General features: G+C 71.9%; 19 protein-coding genes. 9 read left to right on the top strand and 10 right to left on the bottom strand.

Annotated elements, in window-relative coordinates:
* The first annotated feature begins 66 nt into the window (after window positions 1–66).
* Complete coding sequence (locus GTY58_RS06135; protein ID WP_010982583.1) at window positions 67–549, top strand: VOC family protein; 483 nt, start codon at window positions 67–69, stop codon at window positions 547–549.
* A gap of 24 nt (window positions 550–573) precedes the next feature.
* Here GTY58_RS06135 and GTY58_RS06130 read toward each other — a convergent pair whose 3' ends face one another.
* From GTY58_RS06130 to GTY58_RS06115, 4 genes are all read right to left on the bottom strand, one after another.
* Window positions 574–3,138: a beta-L-arabinofuranosidase domain-containing protein gene (locus tag GTY58_RS06130; RefSeq protein WP_010982582.1), complete on the bottom strand. Its 2,565-nt coding sequence runs from the start codon at window positions 3,136–3,138 to the stop codon at window positions 574–576.
* 233 nt (window positions 3,139–3,371) lie between these two features.
* A complete protein-coding gene (locus tag GTY58_RS06125) occupies window positions 3,372–4,280 on the bottom strand; it encodes a hypothetical protein (protein WP_010982581.1) in 909 nt (302 codons plus the stop codon).
* Window positions 4,281–4,436: 156 nt separating this feature from the next.
* The gene (locus GTY58_RS06120) at window positions 4,437–5,675 is read right to left on the bottom strand and encodes a GAF domain-containing SpoIIE family protein phosphatase (protein WP_107083075.1); all 1,239 of its coding nucleotides are present in this window, start codon (window positions 5,673–5,675) and stop codon (window positions 4,437–4,439) included.
* Between the two features lie 82 nt (window positions 5,676–5,757).
* Window positions 5,758–6,762 (bottom strand): zinc-binding alcohol dehydrogenase family protein, encoded by a 1,005-nt coding sequence (locus tag GTY58_RS06115; RefSeq protein ID WP_010982579.1) that lies wholly within the window; start codon window positions 6,760–6,762, stop codon window positions 5,758–5,760.
* Window positions 6,763–6,907: 145 nt separating this feature from the next.
* On the opposite strand from GTY58_RS06115, the gene GTY58_RS06110 reads away from it, so the two are divergent.
* On the top strand, window positions 6,908–7,705 hold the full coding sequence (locus GTY58_RS06110; protein ID WP_010982578.1) for a VOC family protein: 798 nt from the start codon (window positions 6,908–6,910) through the stop codon (window positions 7,703–7,705).
* A gap of 79 nt (window positions 7,706–7,784) precedes the next feature.
* Here GTY58_RS06110 and GTY58_RS06105 read toward each other — a convergent pair whose 3' ends face one another.
* Window positions 7,785–8,276, bottom strand: coding sequence for a MarR family winged helix-turn-helix transcriptional regulator (locus GTY58_RS06105; RefSeq protein WP_010982577.1), 492 nt, complete (start codon window positions 8,274–8,276; stop codon window positions 7,785–7,787).
* A gap of 208 nt (window positions 8,277–8,484) precedes the next feature.
* On the opposite strand from GTY58_RS06105, the gene GTY58_RS06100 reads away from it, so the two are divergent.
* Window positions 8,485–9,195 carry a ribonuclease H gene (locus GTY58_RS06100; RefSeq protein ID WP_010982576.1) on the top strand — a complete coding sequence of 237 codons (711 nt, stop codon included), beginning with the start codon at window positions 8,485–8,487 and terminating at the stop codon, window positions 9,193–9,195.
* 141 nt (window positions 9,196–9,336) lie between these two features.
* Here GTY58_RS06100 and GTY58_RS06095 read toward each other — a convergent pair whose 3' ends face one another.
* From GTY58_RS06095 to GTY58_RS06085, 3 genes are all read right to left on the bottom strand, one after another.
* Window positions 9,337–10,161 (bottom strand): tyrosinase family protein, encoded by an 825-nt coding sequence (locus tag GTY58_RS06095; RefSeq protein ID WP_010982575.1) that lies wholly within the window; start codon window positions 10,159–10,161, stop codon window positions 9,337–9,339.
* Between the two features lie 35 nt (window positions 10,162–10,196).
* Window positions 10,197–10,553, bottom strand: coding sequence for a tyrosinase cofactor (locus GTY58_RS06090; protein WP_010982574.1), 357 nt, complete (start codon window positions 10,551–10,553; stop codon window positions 10,197–10,199).
* A 281-nt stretch (window positions 10,554–10,834) separates the two neighbouring features.
* Window positions 10,835–11,302, bottom strand: a complete 468-nt coding sequence (locus GTY58_RS06085; protein ID WP_010982573.1) for a hypothetical protein — start codon at window positions 11,300–11,302, stop codon at window positions 10,835–10,837.
* A gap of 153 nt (window positions 11,303–11,455) precedes the next feature.
* Between GTY58_RS06085 and GTY58_RS06080 the strand changes: the two genes are divergently transcribed.
* The 3 genes from GTY58_RS06080 to GTY58_RS06070 all read left to right on the top strand — a co-directional run bounded on the left by GTY58_RS06080 (window position 11,456) and on the right by GTY58_RS06070 (window position 14,874).
* Window positions 11,456–12,661, top strand: coding sequence for an FAD-dependent monooxygenase (locus GTY58_RS06080; protein WP_010982572.1), 1,206 nt, complete (start codon window positions 11,456–11,458; stop codon window positions 12,659–12,661).
* 117 nt (window positions 12,662–12,778) lie between these two features.
* On the top strand, window positions 12,779–14,281 hold the full coding sequence (locus GTY58_RS06075) for an MFS transporter (RefSeq protein ID WP_037646133.1): 1,503 nt from the start codon (window positions 12,779–12,781) through the stop codon (window positions 14,279–14,281).
* A complete protein-coding gene (locus GTY58_RS06070) occupies window positions 14,278–14,874 on the top strand; it encodes a TetR family transcriptional regulator (RefSeq protein WP_037646136.1) in 597 nt (198 codons plus the stop codon). Before GTY58_RS06075 ends, GTY58_RS06070 begins: the two co-directional genes overlap by 4 nt.
* 12 nt (window positions 14,875–14,886) lie before the next feature.
* Here GTY58_RS06070 and GTY58_RS06065 read toward each other — a convergent pair whose 3' ends face one another.
* A complete protein-coding gene (locus GTY58_RS06065) occupies window positions 14,887–15,513 on the bottom strand; it encodes an alpha-ketoglutarate-dependent dioxygenase AlkB (protein ID WP_010982569.1) in 627 nt (208 codons plus the stop codon).
* A gap of 328 nt (window positions 15,514–15,841) precedes the next feature.
* Here GTY58_RS06065 and GTY58_RS06060 point away from each other — a divergent pair, with 328 nt between their 5' ends.
* From GTY58_RS06060 to GTY58_RS06050, 3 genes are all read left to right on the top strand, one after another.
* Entirely contained in the window at window positions 15,842–16,900 is a 1,059-nt protein-coding gene (locus tag GTY58_RS06060) for a tetratricopeptide repeat protein (protein WP_010982568.1), read from the top strand.
* The gene (locus tag GTY58_RS06055) at window positions 16,897–17,931 is read left to right on the top strand and encodes a polyprenyl synthetase family protein (protein ID WP_010982567.1); all 1,035 of its coding nucleotides are present in this window, start codon (window positions 16,897–16,899) and stop codon (window positions 17,929–17,931) included. Before GTY58_RS06060 ends, GTY58_RS06055 begins: the two co-directional genes overlap by 4 nt.
* Window positions 17,932–18,259: 328 nt before the next feature.
* The gene (locus tag GTY58_RS06050; RefSeq protein ID WP_010982566.1) at window positions 18,260–20,044 is read left to right on the top strand and encodes a M4 family metallopeptidase; all 1,785 of its coding nucleotides are present in this window, start codon (window positions 18,260–18,262) and stop codon (window positions 20,042–20,044) included.
* 65 nt (window positions 20,045–20,109) lie between these two features.
* On the opposite strand, the gene GTY58_RS06045 is transcribed toward GTY58_RS06050, so the two are convergent.
* Window positions 20,110–20,787, bottom strand: coding sequence for an AIM24 family protein (locus GTY58_RS06045; RefSeq protein ID WP_010982565.1), 678 nt, complete (start codon window positions 20,785–20,787; stop codon window positions 20,110–20,112).
* Window positions 20,788–20,951: the final 164 nt, after the last annotated feature.

Here is a 20,951-nt window from a genome sequence, read left to right as displayed (position 1 = left end):
CCGATGAGTTTCCGGGCGAGGATCGGTCGACAGAGGTGAAGACGTTCCCCGCCCGAGGAGGTACCCATGCCCGCCGAAGGATTCACCACCTGTCTGTGGTTCGACGGCCAGGCCGAGGAAGCGGCCGACTACTACGTGTCGGTCTTCAAGAACTCCCGGCTCGGCCGGGTCGGCCGCTACCCCGAAGGCGGACCGGGCCCCGCCGGATCCGTCATGGTCGTGGAGTTCGTGGCCAACGGACAGAAGTTCGTCGCCCTGAACGGCGGCCCGCAGTTCACCTTCAGCGAAGCCGTCTCCTTCCAGATCTTCTGCGACGACCAGGACGAGGTGGACCACTACTGGAACAGGCTCACCGAGGGTGGCGGCGAGGGCGGTCCGTGCGGGTGGCTGAAGGACAGGTACGGCCTGTCCTGGCAGGTCGTCCCGGCGAAGCTCATCGGCATGATCGGCGATGCGGACCCCGAGAAGGCGGCCCGCACGTCCAAGGCCATGATGGAGATGGGCAAGCTGGACATCGCCGCCCTGGAGAAGGCGTACGAGGGCGAGTAGCGGACGGCGGCGGCAGTCGACGGGTTACGAGGCCAGTGACGCGACCTCGGTGGCGGTCAGTGTCCTGCCGTACACGCGGAAGTCGTCGAGCGCGCCCTTGAGGTACGGGTCGGCGTACTGGGACCTGCCGAGGTATCCGGCGCGGAGGTGATTGCCGAAGTGGCGCGGCTCCACCGTCACGTTCACATTGCGGCCCGCCTCCGTGCCGTCCACGTACAGGACCGCCGTGCCACTGCCGTAGGTCACGGCCACGTGCACCCAGCGCCCGGTGGGCAGCGGCTCCGCGTCGATGCGCTGTTCGCCGCCCGCGCCGCCGGCGGTGATGGCGTATCGCAGGGTGCCGCTGCCGCTGAGCGGGGTCAGGAACATGTTGGCGGTGACGCCGGTGCCGATGTCGAAGATCCGGCTCCAGGTACCGGGGTTCCCGTCCAGCCGGACCCAGGTGGCGAGCGAGTGGGCGGCGGCACCCGCCAACAGGTCGTCGGCCAGGGCGACATGGCCGTCGGCGCCGTCCAGCGACACCGCTCCGCCGTCGTGGCCGGACGCCGACCAGGAGGTGCCGCCGCTCAGCCGGGCCGTCCTGCCGTTCCCGGTGGCGTCGGCGGCCGTGCTGCCCGTGGTCTCGTCGAAGCGGTGCCAGGCCGCGAACTCCGGGGGCGGGGAGGGCGGTTCGCCGGTGAGCCAGTACACGGAGTAGTGCTGGTGGTGCACGCGGGCGACCGGCAGCAGCGTGACCTCCTCGCCGTCGGCGCGGGCGGTGAAGCGCAGCGGTTCCCGCGCCTCCTGCCGCACGGAGGTCACGTCCAGCCGCGGCAGCCACGGGTTCGCCCGGTCGCCGTACGCCCCGGCCAGCACCACCGGGCCGTGCACCACCGCCTGCACGTCGGGGTCGTCGGGGGTCGCCTCGACGGCCGTGCGCATGGGCAGGGACACCTCTACGCGGTCCCCGGTGCGCCAGACCCGCTCCAGGGCGAGCCATGAGCCGGGCTGCGGACGGTCGGGCAGGGCGCGGCCGTTGAGCGTCGCCCGGGCACCGGCGGCCCAGGAGGGGACGCGGATCAGGAGCCGGTGTGCGGCCCGGCCCGAACTGACGGTCAGCGTGGTGGAGGACCGGTCGGGGAAGCGCGTCGTCTGCCGCCAGCTGATGCCCTTCGCCCGCCAGACGACCTCGGACGGGACGAAGAGGTTGACCCGCAGACTCCGGCCGTCGTGCGAGTAGACCGTGTCGGCGAACTTCGCCGGGGTCTCCATGCCCGTGCCGTGGTCGCAGGAGAAGTTGTCGTAGTCGGTCGAGTAGACGTCCGGGTCGGGGCCCATGAAGGACGGCTGCCGTTTGAACGATCCGGGAGCCAGGCCGGTGTAGTAGATGGCGAAGCCGTGCTCGGAGTCGGGGTCCTGCTCGCCCAGCATCTGGTTGAGCAGAGTGCGTTCGTAGTAGTCGAGCAGGTCGGTCCGGTCCGGCGCGTGGAAGTGCAGCAGCCGGGTCAGTTTGAGCATGTTGTAGCTGTTGCAGTTCTCGCAGGTGTTGTCGGACAACTGGCCCGCTATGACGTCCGGTTCGTGGAACGCCTCGCCGTTGCTGTTGCCCCCGATGACATAGGTGTGGTGATCGGTGACGATCTGCCAGAAGTTCTCCGCGACGGTGCGGTAGCGGTCCGCCCGGCCCTCCTCCCACAGCCGCAGCGCGCCGACCATCTTCGGTATCTGGGTGTTGGCGTGCAGTCCCGCCAGTTTGTCCTGGTTCCCGGCCAGCGGATCGAAGACGCGGGCGTGGGTGAAGCGCTCGGCGACATCGAGCCATCGGGGGTCACCGGTGAGGGCGTGCAGGTCGGCGAGCACGTCGTTCATGCCGCCGAACTCCGTCTCCAGCACGCGCTGCATCTGCTCGTACGACAGTTTCGCGGTCCGCTCGTCGACCCACCGCGCCTGCCGGAGCACGACCTCCAGGGCCTGGCCGACGCCGACCAGCCGGTACTGCTCGACGAGCCCGGCCATGATCTTGTGGATGGTGTAGTACGGCGCCCAGACGCCGCTGCCCGCCTCCAGCCGGTCGAAGAAGCTCTCCGGGAACGCGGACAGATAGCCCGTGCCGAAGCCGGCCGCGGGCGCCGCCGACTGGCACTCGGCGAGCGCGGCGACGAGCCGGCGGCCCTTGTCGCGCAGTGCCTCCTCGCCCGTGCTCGCATGGGCGAGGGCCAGTCCGGACAGCAGATGGCCGGTGGAGTGACCGCGCAGTTCCACGCCCGGCCCCTCCCAGCCGCCGCACGGCTCGGCGTCACTGGGCAGGCCGACATTGGTGCGGAAGGTGTGCAGCAGCCGGTCGATGTCGACGAAGCGCAGATAGGCGGAGTTGCGCCGCTGGTTGTCGCGGAACGGGCCGTCCAGGAGAGTCACCGCGCCGAGCGGGAAGGGGCGCGTGCCGGTGCCGGTGCCGGTGCCGGTGTCGGTGTCGGTGCCGGTGCCGGCGGTGGTCGGGGCGGCTCCGGTGGCGGCGTGTGCTGCGCCGGCGCCACCGGTGGCCACGGTCGCTGCCGCCGCGGCCGTACCGGTGGCGGCGAGGAAGTGCCGTCTGCCGAGGGATGGGTTCACGGAATCCTCCGCATGTCGAAGAGACGGGGCAGCGGTGTCCCTCCACCCCCCGCCCTTGTTCGATATATCGAATGTCGTGCGACATGCTGTGCGAGGCTCCACGCTAAAGAACTGCCTGGTGATGTCAACAGGGCCTGGAGGGACGAAAGGCGCGCGGTGGGTCCCCGTCTCGCGCGCACCCCGTCTCGCGCGCACCGCGGCACCCGCGCCCGCGCACCGCTGGACGCGCGCCGTCAGCCCAGGTGCGCTCCGATCGCCCGGGCGATCGCGCGGGCGATGCGCAGGATGCCGGGGGAGCGGGCCGGACAGGGTTTCGGTGTGGACGTCGTGGGCGCCAGACAGAAGTGCAGGTAGTCGTCGTCGCGGTGGAGGGCGGTACGGTCGCGTCCCGGCTGGGTGCAGTACGCCGCGTGGGCGTGTTCGTACGCCGTGCACGGCAGGTACTGCGACCAGGTGTAGCGGCCGGTGGCCGGGCTCACCGCCTTCCCCGCGTCGGCGACGAGGCCGTCCGAGGTGCGGGCGCGCTCCTCGTAGAGCGCGTTCACACGGCGGACGCGGTCGGGGGTGATCGGGTCGGGGCCCTGCAACACCCAGACCACCTTGGGCCGTCGGGCGCCGCCCGCCGCGGCGATCTGCTCGGTCAGCGTCTTCGCGTCCGCCGCGTACCGCGCGAAGTACTTCGAACGGGCCGCGTCGTAGGTGATCCCGTCCATGCACGGCGTGTAGCCCCAGGAGTTGCCCCAGAACTGAAGCACCACGAAGTCGGGGTGTGTCGAGCGGACCAGGGCGGCGGCCTTGTCCGCGGCCGGGACCAGCGACCGCACGGCGGTGCCTTCCAGGTAGTCGCACAGCGTGGTCCCGGAGTAGGGGGCGCTCGTGTACTTCGCGTGCAGCCCGTCCCGCAGCAGGCCGCCGAGGACCTTCTGGTTCTCCATCGCGAGCGAGTCGCCGAGGTACAGCACGGTGGGGGCCCGCACCGACGCGCTCGCCCTCGGAGAGGCGGCGGCGCCCTGACGCGTGGCCGCCGATGTCCCCCGCACCTCGGGCGCGGGCGGGGCCCCCTCGGGCCCGGACGCCGGATCCCCGCACGCGCCGAGCAGCAGCACGCCCAGCACTATCCCCACGATCCACGGCTTCCGCATGCAGCAACTCCCGCCCCGACCGCCGAAAGGGTTCCCCAGGCAAGCACAGGAGGGCGACGGGCGGAAGGCATACGTCGGCCAGGAGATGTCATCCGGTCGGTGGGGCGAGGCACCTCTTCGGCCGGGTCCTTCAGCCAGGTCCCGGGCCGGGTCCGGTCAGCCTGCGTGAGCGTCCCGGTTCACCATGGGCCGTCGGCGGATGCGCGCGGCCAGTACGGCGACGTCGTCCTCGGCGTTCCGGGCGTCGAGGTGTGCGAGGAGCCGGGAGAGGATCTCCTCGACGACCGCGCCGGGCGGCAGCCGCAGTCCGGCCAGCCGTGCGAGGGACACGTCGATGTCCTCTCTGCGCCGCTCCACCAGCCCGTCGGTGAACATCACCAGGGTCTCGTCGGCCGCCAGAGGCCGCGTCGCCGGCTCGTAGCCACCCACTCCCGTGGCCAGCGGAGGGCCGACGGGCACGTCGAGGAGTTCGCCGGTGCCGTCCCCGCTGAACACGACGGGCGGCAGGTGCCCGGCACTGGCCAGCGCGACCGACCCGCGCGCCGGGTCGACCCGCACCAGCAGACAGGTGGCCGGGCGGCGGATGCCGTCCTCGGCCACCGCCGCGTCCAGCCGGCGCAGCACCCGGTGGGGCGGCAGGTCGGTCGAGGCGACGTAGCGCAGCATCGAACGGTAGGCGTTCATGTCCACCGCTGCCTCCAGGCCGTGGCCCATGACGTCGCCCATCACCAGCAGCGTCCGCCCGTAGTGCAGCCGGATGGTCTCGAACCAGTCCCCGCCGACGAGGGCCCCGCCTCCCGCGGGCAGATAGCGGGTCGCCAGGGAGAGGTTCGGATGCGGCCGGCCCGGCTCGGCCAGCAGGGCCCGCTGCAGGTCGAGCGCCGTGCTGCGGACGGTCCCGTGCTGCCGGGCGTGCCCCAGGTGGACGGCGGCGAGGCGGGCCGCGAAGTGCGTGACCGCCGTGTCCCGGTCCGTGAACGCCGGACCCTGCCGGACCACGAGCAGCACCCCGTAGAGACGGCCGTGGGCCAGCAGCGGCACCGTCATCACCTGCCGGGGGACACGGCCGGACAGATCCATCGAGGCGGTGATCGGATGCCCCTCGTCCAGCGCCCGCACGGCCAGCGGCCGCGGGCCCTCGACGCCCCACGACGCCAGCAGCCCGCTCCGGCCCGCGGTGGCCACCCGGGTCAGGGCCGGCTGCGGCGCGTGCGGCATGGGCGGCGCGGCCGGAACGTCGACGGGCAGCAGGTCCACCGCGGCGGCCTCGCCCGTCTTCCGGCACACGTACGTGGCGAGTTCCGCGCACGTGGTGCGCTCGTCGAGGGTGGTGCCGATCGCTTCGACGGCGTCGAACGCGCCGGACGGCGCGTTCGCACTGTCCACGTCGTCCATCGCGGGCCACCTCCGCCACCACACGCCTGGATCCATCCACGCACGCGCAGGCCGGAGCCGCACCTGCGCGGCCCGGTGCCGTTCAGACGTCGTTGACCAGGACGGCCGCCCCGTCGAAGCGGCCCGCCTTCAGATCCCGCAGGGCCTGCTGCGCCTCGGACAAGGGATAGGTGTGCGTCGTGGCCCGGACCCCGTACCGGGCCGCCAGCTCCAGGAACTCCCGGCCGTCCGCGCGCGTGTTCGAGGTGACGCTGCGCAGCTCCTTCTCGTAGAACAGCTCGCGTTCGTAGCACAGCGGCGGGGTGTCGCTCAGATGGATGCCGGCGACCGACAGCACCCCGCCGCGGTCCAGGGCCCGCAGCGCGACCGGCACCAGACCGCCGGCCGGCGCGAACAGGATCGCGCTGTCCAGCGGCTCCGGCGGGGTGTCGTACGCCCCGCCCGCCGAGGCGGCCCCGAGGGCGAGCGCGAGCCGCTGCGAGGCCGGGTCCCGGGTCAGTACGTGCACGGTGGCGCCCTGTGCGAGCGCGACCTGTGCGCACAGGTGGGCACTGCCGCCGAACCCGTACAGACCGAGTCGCCCGCCCGGTGGCAGCGACGCCCGCACCAGCGCCCGGTAGCCGATGATGCCCGCGCACAGCAGCGGCGCCAGCGCCACGTCGTCGACGTCGGTGGGCAGCCGGTACGCGAACGCGGCCGGGACGGTCGTGTACTCGGCGTAGCCGCCGTCCGTGTCCCATCCGGTGTACTCGGACGCCGGACAGAGGTTCTCGGCCCCGCGCACGCAGTACCGGCAGGTGCCGTCCGTACGGCGCAGCCAGGCCACCCCCACCCGGTCCCCGACCGCGTAGCCGCCGGCGTCCGCGCCCCGTCCCGCCACCACGCCCACGACCTCGTGCCCGGGTGTCACCCGGGGCCGGTGCACCGGCAGGTCGCCCTCGCTGACGTGCAGGTCGGTACGGCACACCCCGCAGGCGCGCACCCGCACGAGCAGCTCACCGGGTCCCGGTACCGGGACCGGCCGCTCCACGAACCGCAGCGGACCGTCCTCGATCGGACCCGGCCGCTCCACTTCCCATGCCCACATCGCCCGTACCCCGTCCCGTCGACGATCGCCCCGTCCCAGTGTGGTCCGGCTCGGGCCGTTCGGCGCGCGGCCCGGCCGATGCCTGGCTAGCGTGAGGAACCGCACCCGCACGTCGAACCGGAGACGCCACGGAAGGGCACGGATCATGGCCGTATACCCCGAGGGAAAGCCCTGTTGGGCCGACGCGATGTTCAGCGATGTCGAGGGGGCCAAGACCTTCTACGGCGATGTGCTCGGCTGGACGTTCGGCGAGTCGTCGTCCGAGTACGGCAACTACACACAGGCGTACGCCGACGGGAAGGCGGTCGCCGCCGTCGTACCGCCCATGCCCGGACAGGAGGGGCACTCCGCCTGGTGCCTGTACTTCGCGTCTCCCGACGCCGCCGCGACCGCCCGAAAGATCCGGGACAACGGGGGTGAGGTGCTGATGGAGCCGATGCAGGTCGGCGATTTCGGCACCATGGCCCTGGCCCGTGAGCCGAGCGGTGCCGTCTTCGGCGTCTGGCAGCCCGGCGTCCACAAGGGCTTCGAGGCGACGGCCGTGCCGGGCGCGTACTGCTGGGCCGAGGTCTTCACCCGTGAGCCCGAGAAGCCCGACGCGTTCTTCCCGGCCGTCTTCCCGCTCACCGCCCAGCAGATCGAGGACGAGGCGGTCGACTTCAGGATCTTCAGCGTCGGCGAGGACGCGGTCCTCGGCCGGATGAAGATGACGGACGACTTCCCGCCCGAGGTTCCGTCCTTCATCAACGTCTACTTCACGGTCGAGGACGTCGACGCGGCCGTCGCGAAGGCGACCGAGCACGGTGGCATCCTGCGGTTCGGACCGATGGACAGCCCGTTCGGCCGTTTCGCGGCGCTGAGCGACCCGCAGGGCGCGTCCTTCGCCGTCATCGACATCAAGACCACCCAGGGCGAGCTGCCCAAGCTGACCGACGTGTCCTGACGGCAGCGCCAGGACCACGACACGAAGGCCCGGCCGTCCTGCGGCCGGGGCAGCGCCCGCGTCCCTCCGCCGCCCTGGCCTAGCAGCCCGCATCGCCCTCGACGTTGGCGATCATCGTGCGCAGCACCTTGAGCGCGGTCACGTACTCCTCGTCGCTGATGCCCTCGTGGACCACCGCGCGCAGCTCGGTCACCAGCTCACGCAGCCGCTTCCTGGCAGCCTCCCCGGTGTCGGTGAGACGCAGGCGCTGTCCGGCGTCGATCCGAAGCCAGCCCCGGTGAAGCAGCTGGTCGACGACCCGCGCGATCTCGTGCGGCCCGTCCGCGAGGGGCGTCAGCTGGGTGACCACCTCCTCCCGGCCCGGCGCCGCGGGCCCGCCGTGCACGCGGTTGAGCACCCAGTACTGCGGCTGTGTGACGTCGATCCTGGCCATGGCGTCCCGCAGCTGCCGGGTGACCGCCGTGTGGGCCAGACCGCTCCAGTAGCCGATGGGCTGGGTGGCCAACACGTCGTCGGTGGCGGCCGGATCGGCCGGTGCCTGGTCGGTGGTGCTGCCGGTCAACGGTTTCATGATCGTGACGCTAGGTCCCCGTAGCGTGCGTGAACACCGTCGAACCAGGCAAGGTCTGGCCGAAACCTCCGCCCCTCCAGGTGGACCACCCCGTGCGGCGCGACCTTCGTCCACGTCCCGACGCACGGTGATCGTGCTGGGGGCCAGCCCCTCCTGGAGGGCGTCGGCGGCGTCGGACCCGGGCCCGGAGCGCCCGGCGGAGCGTGGCATGATCGGGGGCATGTCTGAACGTGTGGTGGCCGCCTGTGACGGGGCGTCGAAGGGAAACCCCGGACCGGCCGGATGGGCCTGGGTCGTCGCCGACGGCGAGGAGACCCCGACCCGCTGGGCGGCCGGGGCGCTCGGCACGGCCACGAACAACGTGGCCGAACTCACCGCGCTGGAGCGCTTGTTGAGCGCGATGGATCCGGACGTCCCGCTGGAGATCCGGATGGACTCCCAGTACGCGATGAAGGCCGTCACGACCTGGCTGCCCGGCTGGAAGCGCAAGGGCTGGAAGACGGCCGCGGGGAAGCCGGTCGCCAACCAGGAACTGGTCGCCCGCATCGACGAACTGCTCGACGGACGCTCCGTCGAGTTCCGTTACGTCCCCGCGCACCAGGTCGACGGCGACCGGCTCAACGACTTCGCCGACCGTGCCGCCAGCCAGGCGGCGATCGTCCAGGAACCGGCGGGCAGCGAGTACGGCTCCCCGGAGCCGCCGAAGTCGCCCGACACCGTCGCGGCCGGCTCCGCGGGTCGCGGCGCTCCCGCCAAGAAGCGTGCCTCCGCGCGCACCGCCAAGACGAGCACGCGCACGATCAAGGCGAAGTTCCCCGGCCGCTGTGTCTGCGGCCGCCCCTACGCGGCGGGCGAGCCCATCGCCAAGAACGCGCAGGGCTGGGGCCACCCGGAGTGCCGTACCGCCGACGACGTCTAGGACCTCCCCGGCGGAGCATGCCCAAGGACGCGGGGGCTGACAGGCCGTGCGGCTTTTCCCGCCCGCCTGATCCGCCGGCCCTGGATCACGACCCCGGCGGCCTCCCACGAGTGGCCGCCGGGACCTCGAGCGCCTCGGCCGTCAGACGGTGTCGAACGTGTAGTGCGCGGTGTGGTCCAGCAGGTCCGCGGGGCGTACGTCGTTCCACGGCTTCATGGTCTCGTTCAGGTCGACGACGTTCGGCGTGCCGCCCGTCGGCACATAACCGGAGCCCGGGTGGCGGCTCTGCCACTGGGCCCAGAGCCTGTCGATGTAGGCGTGGTGGAGCCAGAAGACCGGGTCGTTGGGGGAGACCCCGGTGGCCATCTGGCCGCCGACCCAGACGTGGACGCGGTTGTGCAGGTTCACACCGCGCCAGCCCTCGAGATGGTTGCGGAACCCGTCCGACGCGCTGTTCCACGGGGCCATGTCGTACGTGGACATCGCGAGCACGGAGTCGACCTCCGCCCGGGTCGGCAGCTCGCGCCCGCCGCCGCCGAGCGTGCGCCGCAGATACGTACGGCTGTCGACCCGCACGTTGACCGGCCAGTTGCCGGTGGACGCCGCGAACGGCCCGTCCATCACCCGGCCGTCCAGGCTGCGTCCGCTGCCGCCGAGGAAGTCGGGCGCCCACAGGGAGGCACGCGCCGTGCGGTCGGTGCTCCAGTCCCAGTACGGCAGCGCGACCGACGGGTCGACCGCCTGGAGCGCCTGCTCGAACTCGATCAAAAATCTGCGGTGCCAGGGCAGGAAGGAAGGCGAACGATGGCCCGTGCGTTCGCCGCTGTCGGTGTCGCCCATGATGAAGGCGTTGTGGGTCGTGACGAACTCGTCGTAGCGGCCACTGCGCTTGAGCGCCACGAGCGCGTCGACGAAGCGCCGCTTCTCGTCGGCCGTCAGGGTCGCCTGGTTCTTGCGTACGGTCATGTGCGGGTGACTCCAGAACTCTACGTGCGGGACGGTCAGTTGAAGGGGACGAGCGGCGCGCCCTGAAGCTCCACGACCGCGGCGCGGGCGGCGGCGCGCGGGGTGGCCACGGGGTCGTAGTGGCTGACGACGCTGATCCAGCTGCCGTCGACGTTCTGCATCACGTGCAGTTCCATCCCGTCGATGAACACGCCGTACCCGGAGCCGTGGTGATGACCGCCCCCGGTCGCGCGGCCCTCTATTCGGCGCCCCTGATAGACCTCGTCGAACGGCTGGGGACCCCCGTGGTGCCCGGCCGCGGACGCGGACGGAGCGGCAAGGGCCTGAGTGCCGGCCACGGCCGCCAGGGCGGCGGCGGCCCCGAGGGCATGACGGCGGGTGAGTTCGGGCATGCGAAGTCCTTCTGAGTCGAGGTGTGTTGACGACTCGGCATGCCTATCCGCCCGGTCGGGAGCCGGAGAAATCGACGAAAACCGGTTGGCTACGATCCGGACAATTACCTACATGTCATACAGGATTGAACGAAGATGATCTTGCCGCCCCGGGTGGCCCACCCGGCGGCGGAGGGGGAAGTTCCACCCCGGATCGGCGCCATCGCGGTGATCTTTTGCCGTCGATGCGGGGCGAGTGGTGCGGCTCACGTGCGCAGACTGGCGCGAACTGGCGCCTGCCCTCACCGCTCCAGGGGGTTCCCGCAGCGATTGCAGTAGCGGGCGTCGCTCTCCGTGGCCATACGTCCGCACTCGGCGCAGACCTGGTGCAGCAGGCATGCGGGCTCTCCGGTCGCCCCCGTCGTCGGCAGGGCCGGGGGAGCGGCCGGACGGCGCGGGCGTACGGTCACGCAGTGCAGCCCCGCCTCCCCCGCGTGCAGCCGGTATCCAGCGGCGGGGGGCAGCCACACGGCGGCCGGGGGTGCCAACTCCAGCCATCCGCCCGGTGTCCGGAGCCGGCCGCCCCCGTCGAGGGCGATCACGAGGACGTCCCGCGAGCGGTCACCGGGCGGCTCGGCCGCCGCACCCGGCGGGATGTGCATCGCCTCGGCGTCGAGACCGGCGCCCGGCCGGTCCAGTCGCCAGTAGCGGCCCCCGGTCGCCCGGGAGACGAGTGCGGCCAGGACCGGGCCGGCGGGCGGATGCGTCACAGGGGCTCCTGTCGTCTGCGGCGGGACGGGCCGCGATCGTACGACCGCCCCCGCCCGCCGCGCGGCGGAAGAGGCCGGGACGGTCGGTCTGCACGATGGCGCTGCTACCCTTCGTGGTCAATTGACCGCTTTGCGTAACATAGGGGAGTGCGCGTGAAGATCGCGTGCGTCGGCGGCGGACCCGCAAGCCTGTACTTCTCGATCCTGATGAAGCGCCAGGACCCGTCCCACGACATCACCGTCCACGAGCGGAACCCCGCCGGATCGACCTACGGCTGGGGCGTGACCTACTGGAGCGGCCTGCTCGACAAACTCCGCGGGAGTGACCCCGAGTCGGCGCTCGCCGTCAGCGAGAACTCCGTCCGCTGGAGCGACGGAGTCGCCCACGTCCGGAACCGCACCACGGTCCACCACGGCGACGAGGGCTTCGGCATCGGCCGCCGCAGATTCCTCGACGTACTGGCCGACCGGGCCCGGTCCCTGGGCGTCCGCATCGAGTACGAGCATGAGATCGGCGCCGACGACCCACTGCCCGAGGCCGATCTGGTCGTCGCCGGCGACGGGGTCAACAGCGTGCTGCGCGGCCGCTACGCCGACCACTTCGGCAGCGAGACCGTGCTCGGCCGCAACCGCTACATCTGGCTCGGCACCACCAAGGTCTTCGACTCGTTCACCTTCGCCTTTGTGGAGAGCGAACACGGCTGGATCTGGTGCTACGGCTATGGATTCAGCGACGGCCACAGCACCTGCGTCATCGAGTGCTCCCCGGAAACCTGGACCGGGCTCGGCCTCGACCGGGCCAGCGAGGCCGACGGTCTCGCCCTGCTGGAGAAGCTCTTCGCCGACGTCCTCGACGGGCACGAGCTGATCGGCCGGGCGCAGAGCGACGGTGCCGCCCAGTGGCTGAACTTCCGCACCCTCACCAACCGCACCTGGCATCGCGACAACCTCGTCCTGATCGGCGACGCCGCCCACACCACCCACTACTCCATCGGCGCGGGCACCACCCTCGCCCTGGAGGACGCCATCGCCCTCGCCGAAGCCCTGAGCGCGCACCGCGACCTGCCGGGCGCGCTCGCCGCCTACGAGCGGGAACGCAAGTCCGCGCTCCTGCACATCCAGAGCGCGGCCCGGCTCAGCGCCCAGTGGTACGAGAACCTCCCGCGCTACATCCGCCTTCCGCCCCCGCAGATGTTCGCCCTGCTCGGCCAGCGCCATTCCCCGCTGCTGCCGTACGTGCCTCCGCAGCTCTACTACCGGATCGACCGGGCGGCCGGACAACTGGAGGCGCTGCGCAGGCTCAAGCGCTGGCTGGGGCCGCGACTGGCGCGTACCGTCCAGGCGCGCACGGGCCGGTAGGCCGGCCGCCGGCGGCCGCGTCCGACGGAGAATTCTGGGTGAATGACCATTCACCCGGCTAAGGTGAATTCCTATTCACCTCCCTTCTTCACGTCGGCTGCCGCCCCTGGAGTGACCATGGTCCCGATATCCACCCCGTCCGACCGGTCCGCGACCCCCGACGGACCGGCCGGACGGCCGGGTGTCCGCGACCGGCTGACGGTCCCCGTCCTGGCGTTCGGCGGAATCCTCATGGCCGTCATGCAGACGGTCGTGGTGCCGCTGCTGCCCGACCTGCCGCGCCTGACCGGCGCTTCCGCGGGCGCCGTCTCCTGGATGGTCACCGCCACCCTGCTCTCCGGCGCGGTGCTGACCCCGGTGCTCGGCCGGGCCGGCGACATGTACGGCAAGCGGCGGGTTCTGCTCGCCGCCCTCGCGCTGATGACCCTGGGCTCGCTGCTGTGCGCCGTCACCTCCGACATCCGCGTGCTCATCGCCGCGCGGGCCCTCCAGGGCGCGGCGGCCGCCGTCGTACCGCTGTCGATCAGCATCCTGCGCGACGAACTCCCGCCCGAGCGCACGGGTTCCGCGGTGGCCCTGATGAGTTCCACCGTGGGCATCGGCGCCGCGCTCGGTCTGCCGATCGCCGCGATGATCGTGCAGTACGCCGACTGGCACGTCATGTTCTGGGCGACCACCGGGCTCGGCGCCGGCGGACTGGCACTGGCGTGGTGGGCGGTGCGCGAGTCGCCCGTCCGGCAGCCGGGCCGCTTCGACACGCTGGGTGCGCTGGGGCTGGCCGCGGGCCTGGTCTGCCTGCTCCTCGGTGTGTCGCAGGGCGGGCAGTGGGGCTGGACCAGTCCGCGGATCGTCGGCCTGCTCGTGGCCTGCGTACTCGTACTGACGCTGTGGTGGTTCCAGCAGTGGCGGGCCCCGCGGCCCCTGGTGGACCTGAAGCTGGCCTCCCGCCCCCGGGTCGCCCTGCCGCACGTGGCCGCGCTGCTGACCGGATTCGCCTTCTACGGCAACTCGCTGGTCACGGCGCAGCTGGTGCAGGCGCCCAAGGCCACCGGCTACGGACTCGGGCTGTCCATCGTGCAGACCGGTCTGTGCCTGCTGCCCGGCGGCGTCATCATGCTGCTGTTCTCGCCGGTCTCGGCGCGCATCTCGGCCGCCCGCGGCCCGCGCGTGACGCTGGCACTCGGGGCCGCGGTCATCGCCGTCGGCTACGCCGTGCGCATCGCGGACAGCCGCGACCTGTGGATGATCATCGTGGGCGCCACGGTCATCGCGGTCGGCACGACCCTCGCCTACTCGGCCCTGCCCACCCTGATCCTGCGTGCCGTGCCCGCCGGACAGACCGCCTCCGCCAACGGCGTCAACGTCCTGATGCGCACCATCGGCCAAGCCGTGTGCAGCGCGGCGGTCGCCGCCGTCCTGGTCCACCACACCAGCCTGGTGGGAGGCGCCCCGGTACCCACCCTGCACGGCTATCTGCTGGCGTTCGCGATGGCGGGTACGGTCGCAGTGATGGCCTGCGCCGCCGCCCTCGTCATCCCCGGGGACCCCGACTCCCACGGCACGCGACGGGCCCGCGGCCGTACCCGGCCGTCCCACGACGAGGCGCTGGAAGGAGCATGAGCACCATGACCACTCCCTCCGCCGCCACCCCGCCGGCCGCCGCCCCGGCGCGCCGTGACGCCGAGGCGACCAAGGCGGCCATCCTCCGCGCGGCCCGCCATCTGCTGGCCCGCCACGCCCACGCGGACATCACCCTCAAGGCGGTCGCGGACCGGGCCGGGGTCAGCCCGCCGCTGATACTGAAGTACTTCGGCAACAAGGACGCGCTCTTCGCCCGCGTGATGTCCTTCGAGGCCGATGTCCCGGACCTGCTGGACGCGCCCCTCGACGACCTCGGCCGGCACATGGTCCGGCATGTGCTGGTCGGCCAGACCGAGCGGGGCGCCGACCCCGTCCTGCGCATCGTCTTCGCACCCCTCCAGGGCGAACAGGGCGACATCCTGCGCGCCAACTTCCGCGCCCAGGTCGGCGACCGCCTCGCCGAGCGACTGGCCGGCCCCGACGCCGGTCTGCGTGCCGAACTCGCGGTGAGCGCGCTGCTCGGCCTCGGTGTCATGTTCGGCATCGCCCGCGGCACCCATCTGCGTGCCGCCGCCATCGACGACATCGTCGACCGCTACGCCCCGGCCGTGCAGATGCACCTCACGCCCTGACACCGAGGCCGCTCAGTTCACGCCGCTCGGCCGGAACTGGATGCTGATCCGGGGCCCGGCCGCCCGGGTGCTCTTGGGGATGGCGTGTTCCCACGTCCGCTGGCAGGAGCCGCCCATCACGATCAGGTCGCCGTGTCCGAGCGGGCGCCGCAGGACGTCGCCGCCGCCGCGCGGACGCAGGGCCAGATCGCGGGGCGCGCCCACGGAGAGGATCGCGACCATCGTGTCCTCGCGGGCGCCCCGGCCGATCCGGTCGCCGTGCCAGGCCACGCTGTCGCGGCCGTCGCGGTAGTAGCAGAGCCCGGCCGTGGTGAACGGTTCGCCGAGCTCGGCCACGTAGTGCGCGGACAGTGCGTCGCGAGCCTCGGCGAGGACGGGGTGCGGCAGCGTGTCGCCCGCCCGGTAGTACGCGAGCAGCCGGGGCACGTCGACCGTCTGGTCGTACATCTTCCGTCGCTCCGCCCGCCACGGCACGTCGGCGGCGAGCCGTTCGAACAGGGCGTCGGCGCCGCTGAGCCAGCCCGGCAGCAGATCGATCCAGGCCCCGGCACCCAGGACGGTCCGTCGCAGGCCGTCCAGCGGGCCGAGCCCGAGTTCGTCGGTCTGGTCGAAGAGCGATCCCTGGAGGTGCGTGGACATAGGTGCAGCGTACCTCGATATTCGAAGATCTGTTCTAATCGTGACGAGTGATGTGCGCGTGCGAGCCAACTCGTTTGCCGTGAAGCAACCTTGGGGGCCCGGCTGACGTCTTGATCGGCGACGGGCGAGCAGCCCGGCGGATCCATGGACCCAGGTTTCCCGGGTGGATGTCCGGTGTGCTATACGCTCTGTGTATACATGGTGTGTATACGTGACGTGTATGCCTGGAGTGCATAGCTGGTCCGCCAGGGCGCCGCCCACCCCGTGACAGCCAGCACCCGACGGCCGAGGCCATACGCCCCGGCCGGCGGCAGATCGAAAGGCACTCATGTACGGCAAGGCCTTCGCCCCGGAGTACCAGGGCGCTCTGACCACCCTCTCGGTGAACTCCTCGCTGACCGACGTCCTGGCCGCGGGCACCGAACAGCTGCGCGCCGCGGAGCGCGCCGGGGCGCGGGGCGAGGCGGCCCGCTCCGGTCTGGCGGTGGCCGAGGCGCACCGCCGGCTCGGCCAGGTCGCGGACGCGGAGCGGGCCTGGAAGGCGAGCTACCGCACCGCCCGCGAGGCCGGCGACACCGGCGCGATGGCGTGGGCGCTGTGGAGTGGCGGCACCCTGGCCCGCCAGCGGGGCGCCCTGCCTCTGGCCTGGCGGCTGCTGCGACTGGCCGCCGAACTCGGCAAGCACGCGGGCGATGTCGTCGTACGTGGCTATTCGCTCGCGGGAATGGCGGAAACCGGTCGGATCCAGGGCGATTACGAGGCCGTCACCACCCTGCACGAGCAGCTCCTCGCCGAGGCCAGGAAACGCGGCGAGGCGCGCCACACCGTCTGGGCCCTGGAGGGCATCGCCCAGATACACCGCAACACCGGCTCGTACGACACCGCGTACGCCATGTTCGAGGAGGCGGCCGCGATCGCCGCGGGCGCCGAGGACCGCCGCGGTCACGCCTGGGCCCTGCGCGGTCTCGCCGACATCGTCTCCGTGCGCGACCGGGACCCCGAGCGCGCGCTGGCCCTGCTCGGTGAGGCCGAGGTCTCCTGCCGGGAGATGAACCTCGTCAGCGCGCTGGCCTACAACCACAAGATGCGCGGCAACGTCCTCTACCGCGCCGGGCGTTACGCGGAGGCCCGGGAGGTCTACGCGCAGGCGCTCGCCGAGTTCGACGGGATGAGCGAGCCACGCGGCCGGGCCCTGGCCCGCCTCGGCCTGGTCAAGTCCCTGGCCCGCCTGGGCCGCGACCGTGCCGAGACCGGTGCCGAGCTGGACGAACTCGTCGGCGTGCTGGACGGCATCGGCCTGCGGCACGGCCGGGAGCTCATCCGTGGGGCGCGCGAGGAACTCGGTCTCGCGCCGCGGTCGTCGGCCGGTCGGGAGGCCGGCCGATGACCACCCTGACGACGGCCCTGAAGGCCGGTCCCGAAGCGCCCGCCATATTGCACCGCTGCCGTGAACTGGTCGCCCCGGCCCTGGCCGAGGCCGTCGGCGGGATGCATCCATGGATGCGGGAGATGGCCGACTACGCGCTGGGCCGTGGCGCGGCGGGCGGCGCCCCGGCCGCGCACAGTCAGGGCAAGGGCGTACGGCAGGCGCTCGCCGTGCTGGGGGCGGAGGCCGCCGGAGGGCCGGCGGAAGCCGGCGTACCGGCCGCCGTGGCGGTCGAACTCGTGCACACCTTCTCGCTGTTGCACGACGACATCATGGACGGCGACGCGATGCGCCGAGGCCGCCCGGCGCTGTGGAAGGCGTACGGCACGGGCCCCGCCGTCCTGGCGGGCGACGCCCTGTTCGCCCTGGCCGTGCAGACGCTGACCACCGCGTCCGCGCCCGGAGCCGCGCACCGGCTGAGCGCGGCCCTCGGTGACCTGGTGCGGGGGCAGGCCGACGACCTGCTGTTCGCCCACCGGCCCTGGACCGGGCCCGAGGCGGTGAGCGTCGCCGAGTACGAGGCGATGGCCGAGCACAAGACGGGATCGCTGCTCGGCTGCGCTCTCGCGCTGGGCGCCCACCTCGCGGGTGCGCCGGAGGAGACGGCCGCCGTGCTGGACCGGACGGGACGTCATCTCGGAGTGGCGTTCCAGATCGTCGACGATCTGCTGGGCATCTGGGGTGATCCCGCGGTCACCGGCAAACCCGTCCACGGCGATCTGCGTCAGGGGAAGAAGACCTTTCCGGTTCTCGCCGCGCTGGCCACCCCCTCCGGCTCCGCGCTCGAGGGTCTCCTCACGGCCCGCGACGACACCGCGGTGGTGCGGGCGGCGGCCGTTGTGGAACAGGCGGGCGGGCGCTCGGCCGCGCTGCGGGAGGCCCGCCGTCATCTCACCGTGGCGCACGGACTCCTGGCCTCCGTCCAGCCGGCCCCGCGTCCCGCCGCCGACCTGCGCACCCTGCTCTCCGCCCTCAGCCGGCGCACGATCTGACGCCGGCTCGCCTCCGGTCCGGCCGTAAGGGGCCGGAGGCGCTGCGACTTCGGTCACATCCACTGGTCCGGGCGGCCCGGGACGCAACCTCTTCGTGGTCTCGCACATCTGTACAGGCAACGCACAGTTGGTCACCGGTTCATCACTCACAGGTGAACATTTGTAAAGAGATCACCTCGAAGCTAGTAAAAGGGATCTTTCTCCTTTACATGTACATGGTGAATCGGTGAGGGTTTTGCACCGGGGCCCGACCAGCCCCCGCAGCGCCCAACAGCGCTGTGTGTGCGGGTGGTTGGCGTTCCCGGCCGCCCATGTTCGAAGGAAATCAGTGCGTAGACCCCACATACGTGGCGTGGCCATCGCCATCGCCGTGACGACGGCGGCCACGCTCCCGGCGGTCCCGGCTGTCGCCGACGCGCCCGCCCTCGCCGCGGCTGCGGCCTCCTCGCCGGTGGACGCGGCCCGGGCGGCAGCGTTCGCCCACGCGTCCGCCACCGGCGTCTCCCGGGGGGACACCCTGGAGGCGAAGGACGTCCTGACCGACCCGGACGGCAAGCAGCACGTCCGTTTCGTGCGCACCCACCAGGGCCTGCCGGTCCTCGGCGGTGACCTGGTCGTCCACCTCACCAAGCGCTCGACGTACCTCGGTGTGACCCGCGCCGCCGACCACACGGTCAAGCCGGCCGCCGCCGGCCAGGCGAAGCTGACGCCCGCGCAGGCCGAGCAGAAGGCCGCCGCGGCCGCCCAGGGCGACGCCACCGAGGCCGCACTCGTCGTGGACGCGCGGGACGGCGGCTCCGCCCTCGCCTACCAGGTGCGGGTGACCGACAGCAAGACCACGGAGGCCACCGGCTCCCGCACGGTCGTCGTCGACGCCGTCACCGGCCGCATCCGCAGCAACACCCCCGACAGCGACGAGTTCATCTCGCCCTCGCTGGCCCAGACCCTGCGCGAGCGGGGCGAGACGGCGAACCCCGCGACCGGCACCGCCGACTCCGCGCTCACCGGCTCCTCGCTTCTGACGGGCATCTCCGGGGCCGCGAGCTACCCGCGCAAGGCCTCCGGCACCGGTACCTCCCTCTTCGTCGGCAAGGTGGGGCTGAGCACCACCCAGACCGCCCGCACGAGCTTCCTCCTCAAGGACTCCACCCGCTGGGGCACCGAGACCCGGGACGCCAAGGGGCAGTACCTCGAAGCCTTCTCGCGCGGCAAGAAGTTCACCGACAAGAACAACAAGTGGGGCACCGGCAAGACCAGTAGCCGCCAGAGCGCCGCGGTCGACGCCCAGTACGGCGTCACCAAGACCCTGGACTTCTACAAGAAGACGTTCGGGCGCAAGGGCATCAAGAACAACAGCACCGGCGCCCGCGCGATGGTTCACTTCGGCACCAAGGTCGGCAACGCTTTCTGGGACTCCGCCTGCGGCTGCATGCTGTACGGGGACGGGGACGGCGACCTCTTCAAGAAGCCGCTGGTCGTCCTGGACGTCACCGGCCACGAGCTGACCCACGGTGTTGTCGACGCCACCGCCGCCCTCGAACCCACCCGCGTGGACCGGGACGGCAACCAGTTCGGTGAGCCGGGCTCGCTGAACGAGTCGCTCGCGGACATCTTCGGCACGGGGATGGAGTTCGCGACCAACAACTCCAAGGACGCGGGTGACTACCTCGTCGGCGAGAAGCTCGGCCTGGACCAGAAGTTCCTGCGCCGTCTCGACGAGCCCTCGCGCGACAAGCTCGAGGGGACCATCGACTACTGGTCGCCCGAGACGTACGACACCGAGGTCCACGCCGGCTCCGGTGTCTCCTCGCACGCCTTCTACCTGCTGGCCGAGGGAAGCGGCAGGAAGACGATCGGCGGGGTGAAGTACAACTCGCCCACCTCCGACGGCTCGACGGTCACCGGCATCGGCCGGGCCAAGGCCCTCGCGATCTTCTACCGGGCGCTGACCCGCTACATGGTCTCCACGACGGACTTCCACGACGCGCGCAACGCGACGCTGAAGGCCGCCACCGACATGTACGGCGCCGACAGCATCGAGTACCAGACGGTCGACAAGGCCTGGGCCGGGGTCAACGTGACCTCCGCCAACACCCCGTCCACCGGACGCTGACGCTCCACCGGAGGCTGACGCACCAGGGGCCCCGCCGTACGGCGGGGCCCCTTCCGGTCGGCCGGTCAGTGCTGCTGCACCTTCTGCGGCGTCGCCTCACTGGGCCGTACGACGACGTACCCGTCGCCCTCCAGCTTCAGCTGCACCGCCTCGCCCGAACCGCCGCGCAGCATCGACCCGATGGACTGCGAACGGTGCAGCGAGGTGTGCAGATGGGCGGTCCAGCCCACCACCGCGTCGGTGTCCACGTACACGGGCTGCTGCTGCGACACGGGTATCACCAGGGGGTTGCCCTCGCAGATCAGCCCCAGCTTGCCGTGCCCGGTGAAGACACTGTTGAACAGCCCGCCGCCGCTGATCCCCGCGCCCTTCACCGTCTTGATCTCGTACGTCAGCGTCGAGTCGAAGCACAGGACATTGCGGCCGTTGACGGTGAACACGTCACCCGGCTCGATGCCCACGACGAAGCAGTTCTGCGCCTCGTGCGCGAACCAGGCCTCGCCCTGCCCGCGCACGGTCATGAGCGGCAGCCCCTCGCCGGTGACCGCCCGCTTGAGCATGCCGCCCACGCCCTGGCCCTTGCGCTCGAACTGCAGGTTCCCGCGATAGGCGATCATCGCCCCCTGCCGCGCGAGCATGTCGCCGTTCACGGCGTACTTGATGGACTTGGCGTTCTGCACGGTCATGCCCGGCGCGACGGCGGGCTCCACCATGTGGTCACTGGAAAACAGGTCACCCTTCATACGGGCATCCTGTCCCGGAGGAAACGCCTCCGCCAAGATCGGAGGCGTACGGAAACGGCAACAACTCCGCGCACGAGCCCTTCGGTCGAGGGCCCGGTGTTCACCCCGCGGCTGCCGGGCATCGACAAGCCGCACGGCGAACCGGCCGCGGATCGCCTACGCTC

It is taken from the genome of Streptomyces sp. SID5469 (assembly GCF_009862865.1).
Classification (GTDB): domain Bacteria; phylum Actinomycetota; class Actinomycetes; order Streptomycetales; family Streptomycetaceae; genus Streptomyces; species Streptomyces avermitilis.
Note: the sequence above shows the minus strand (reverse complement) of the source record. Positions and strands in the feature narration are given on the sequence as shown.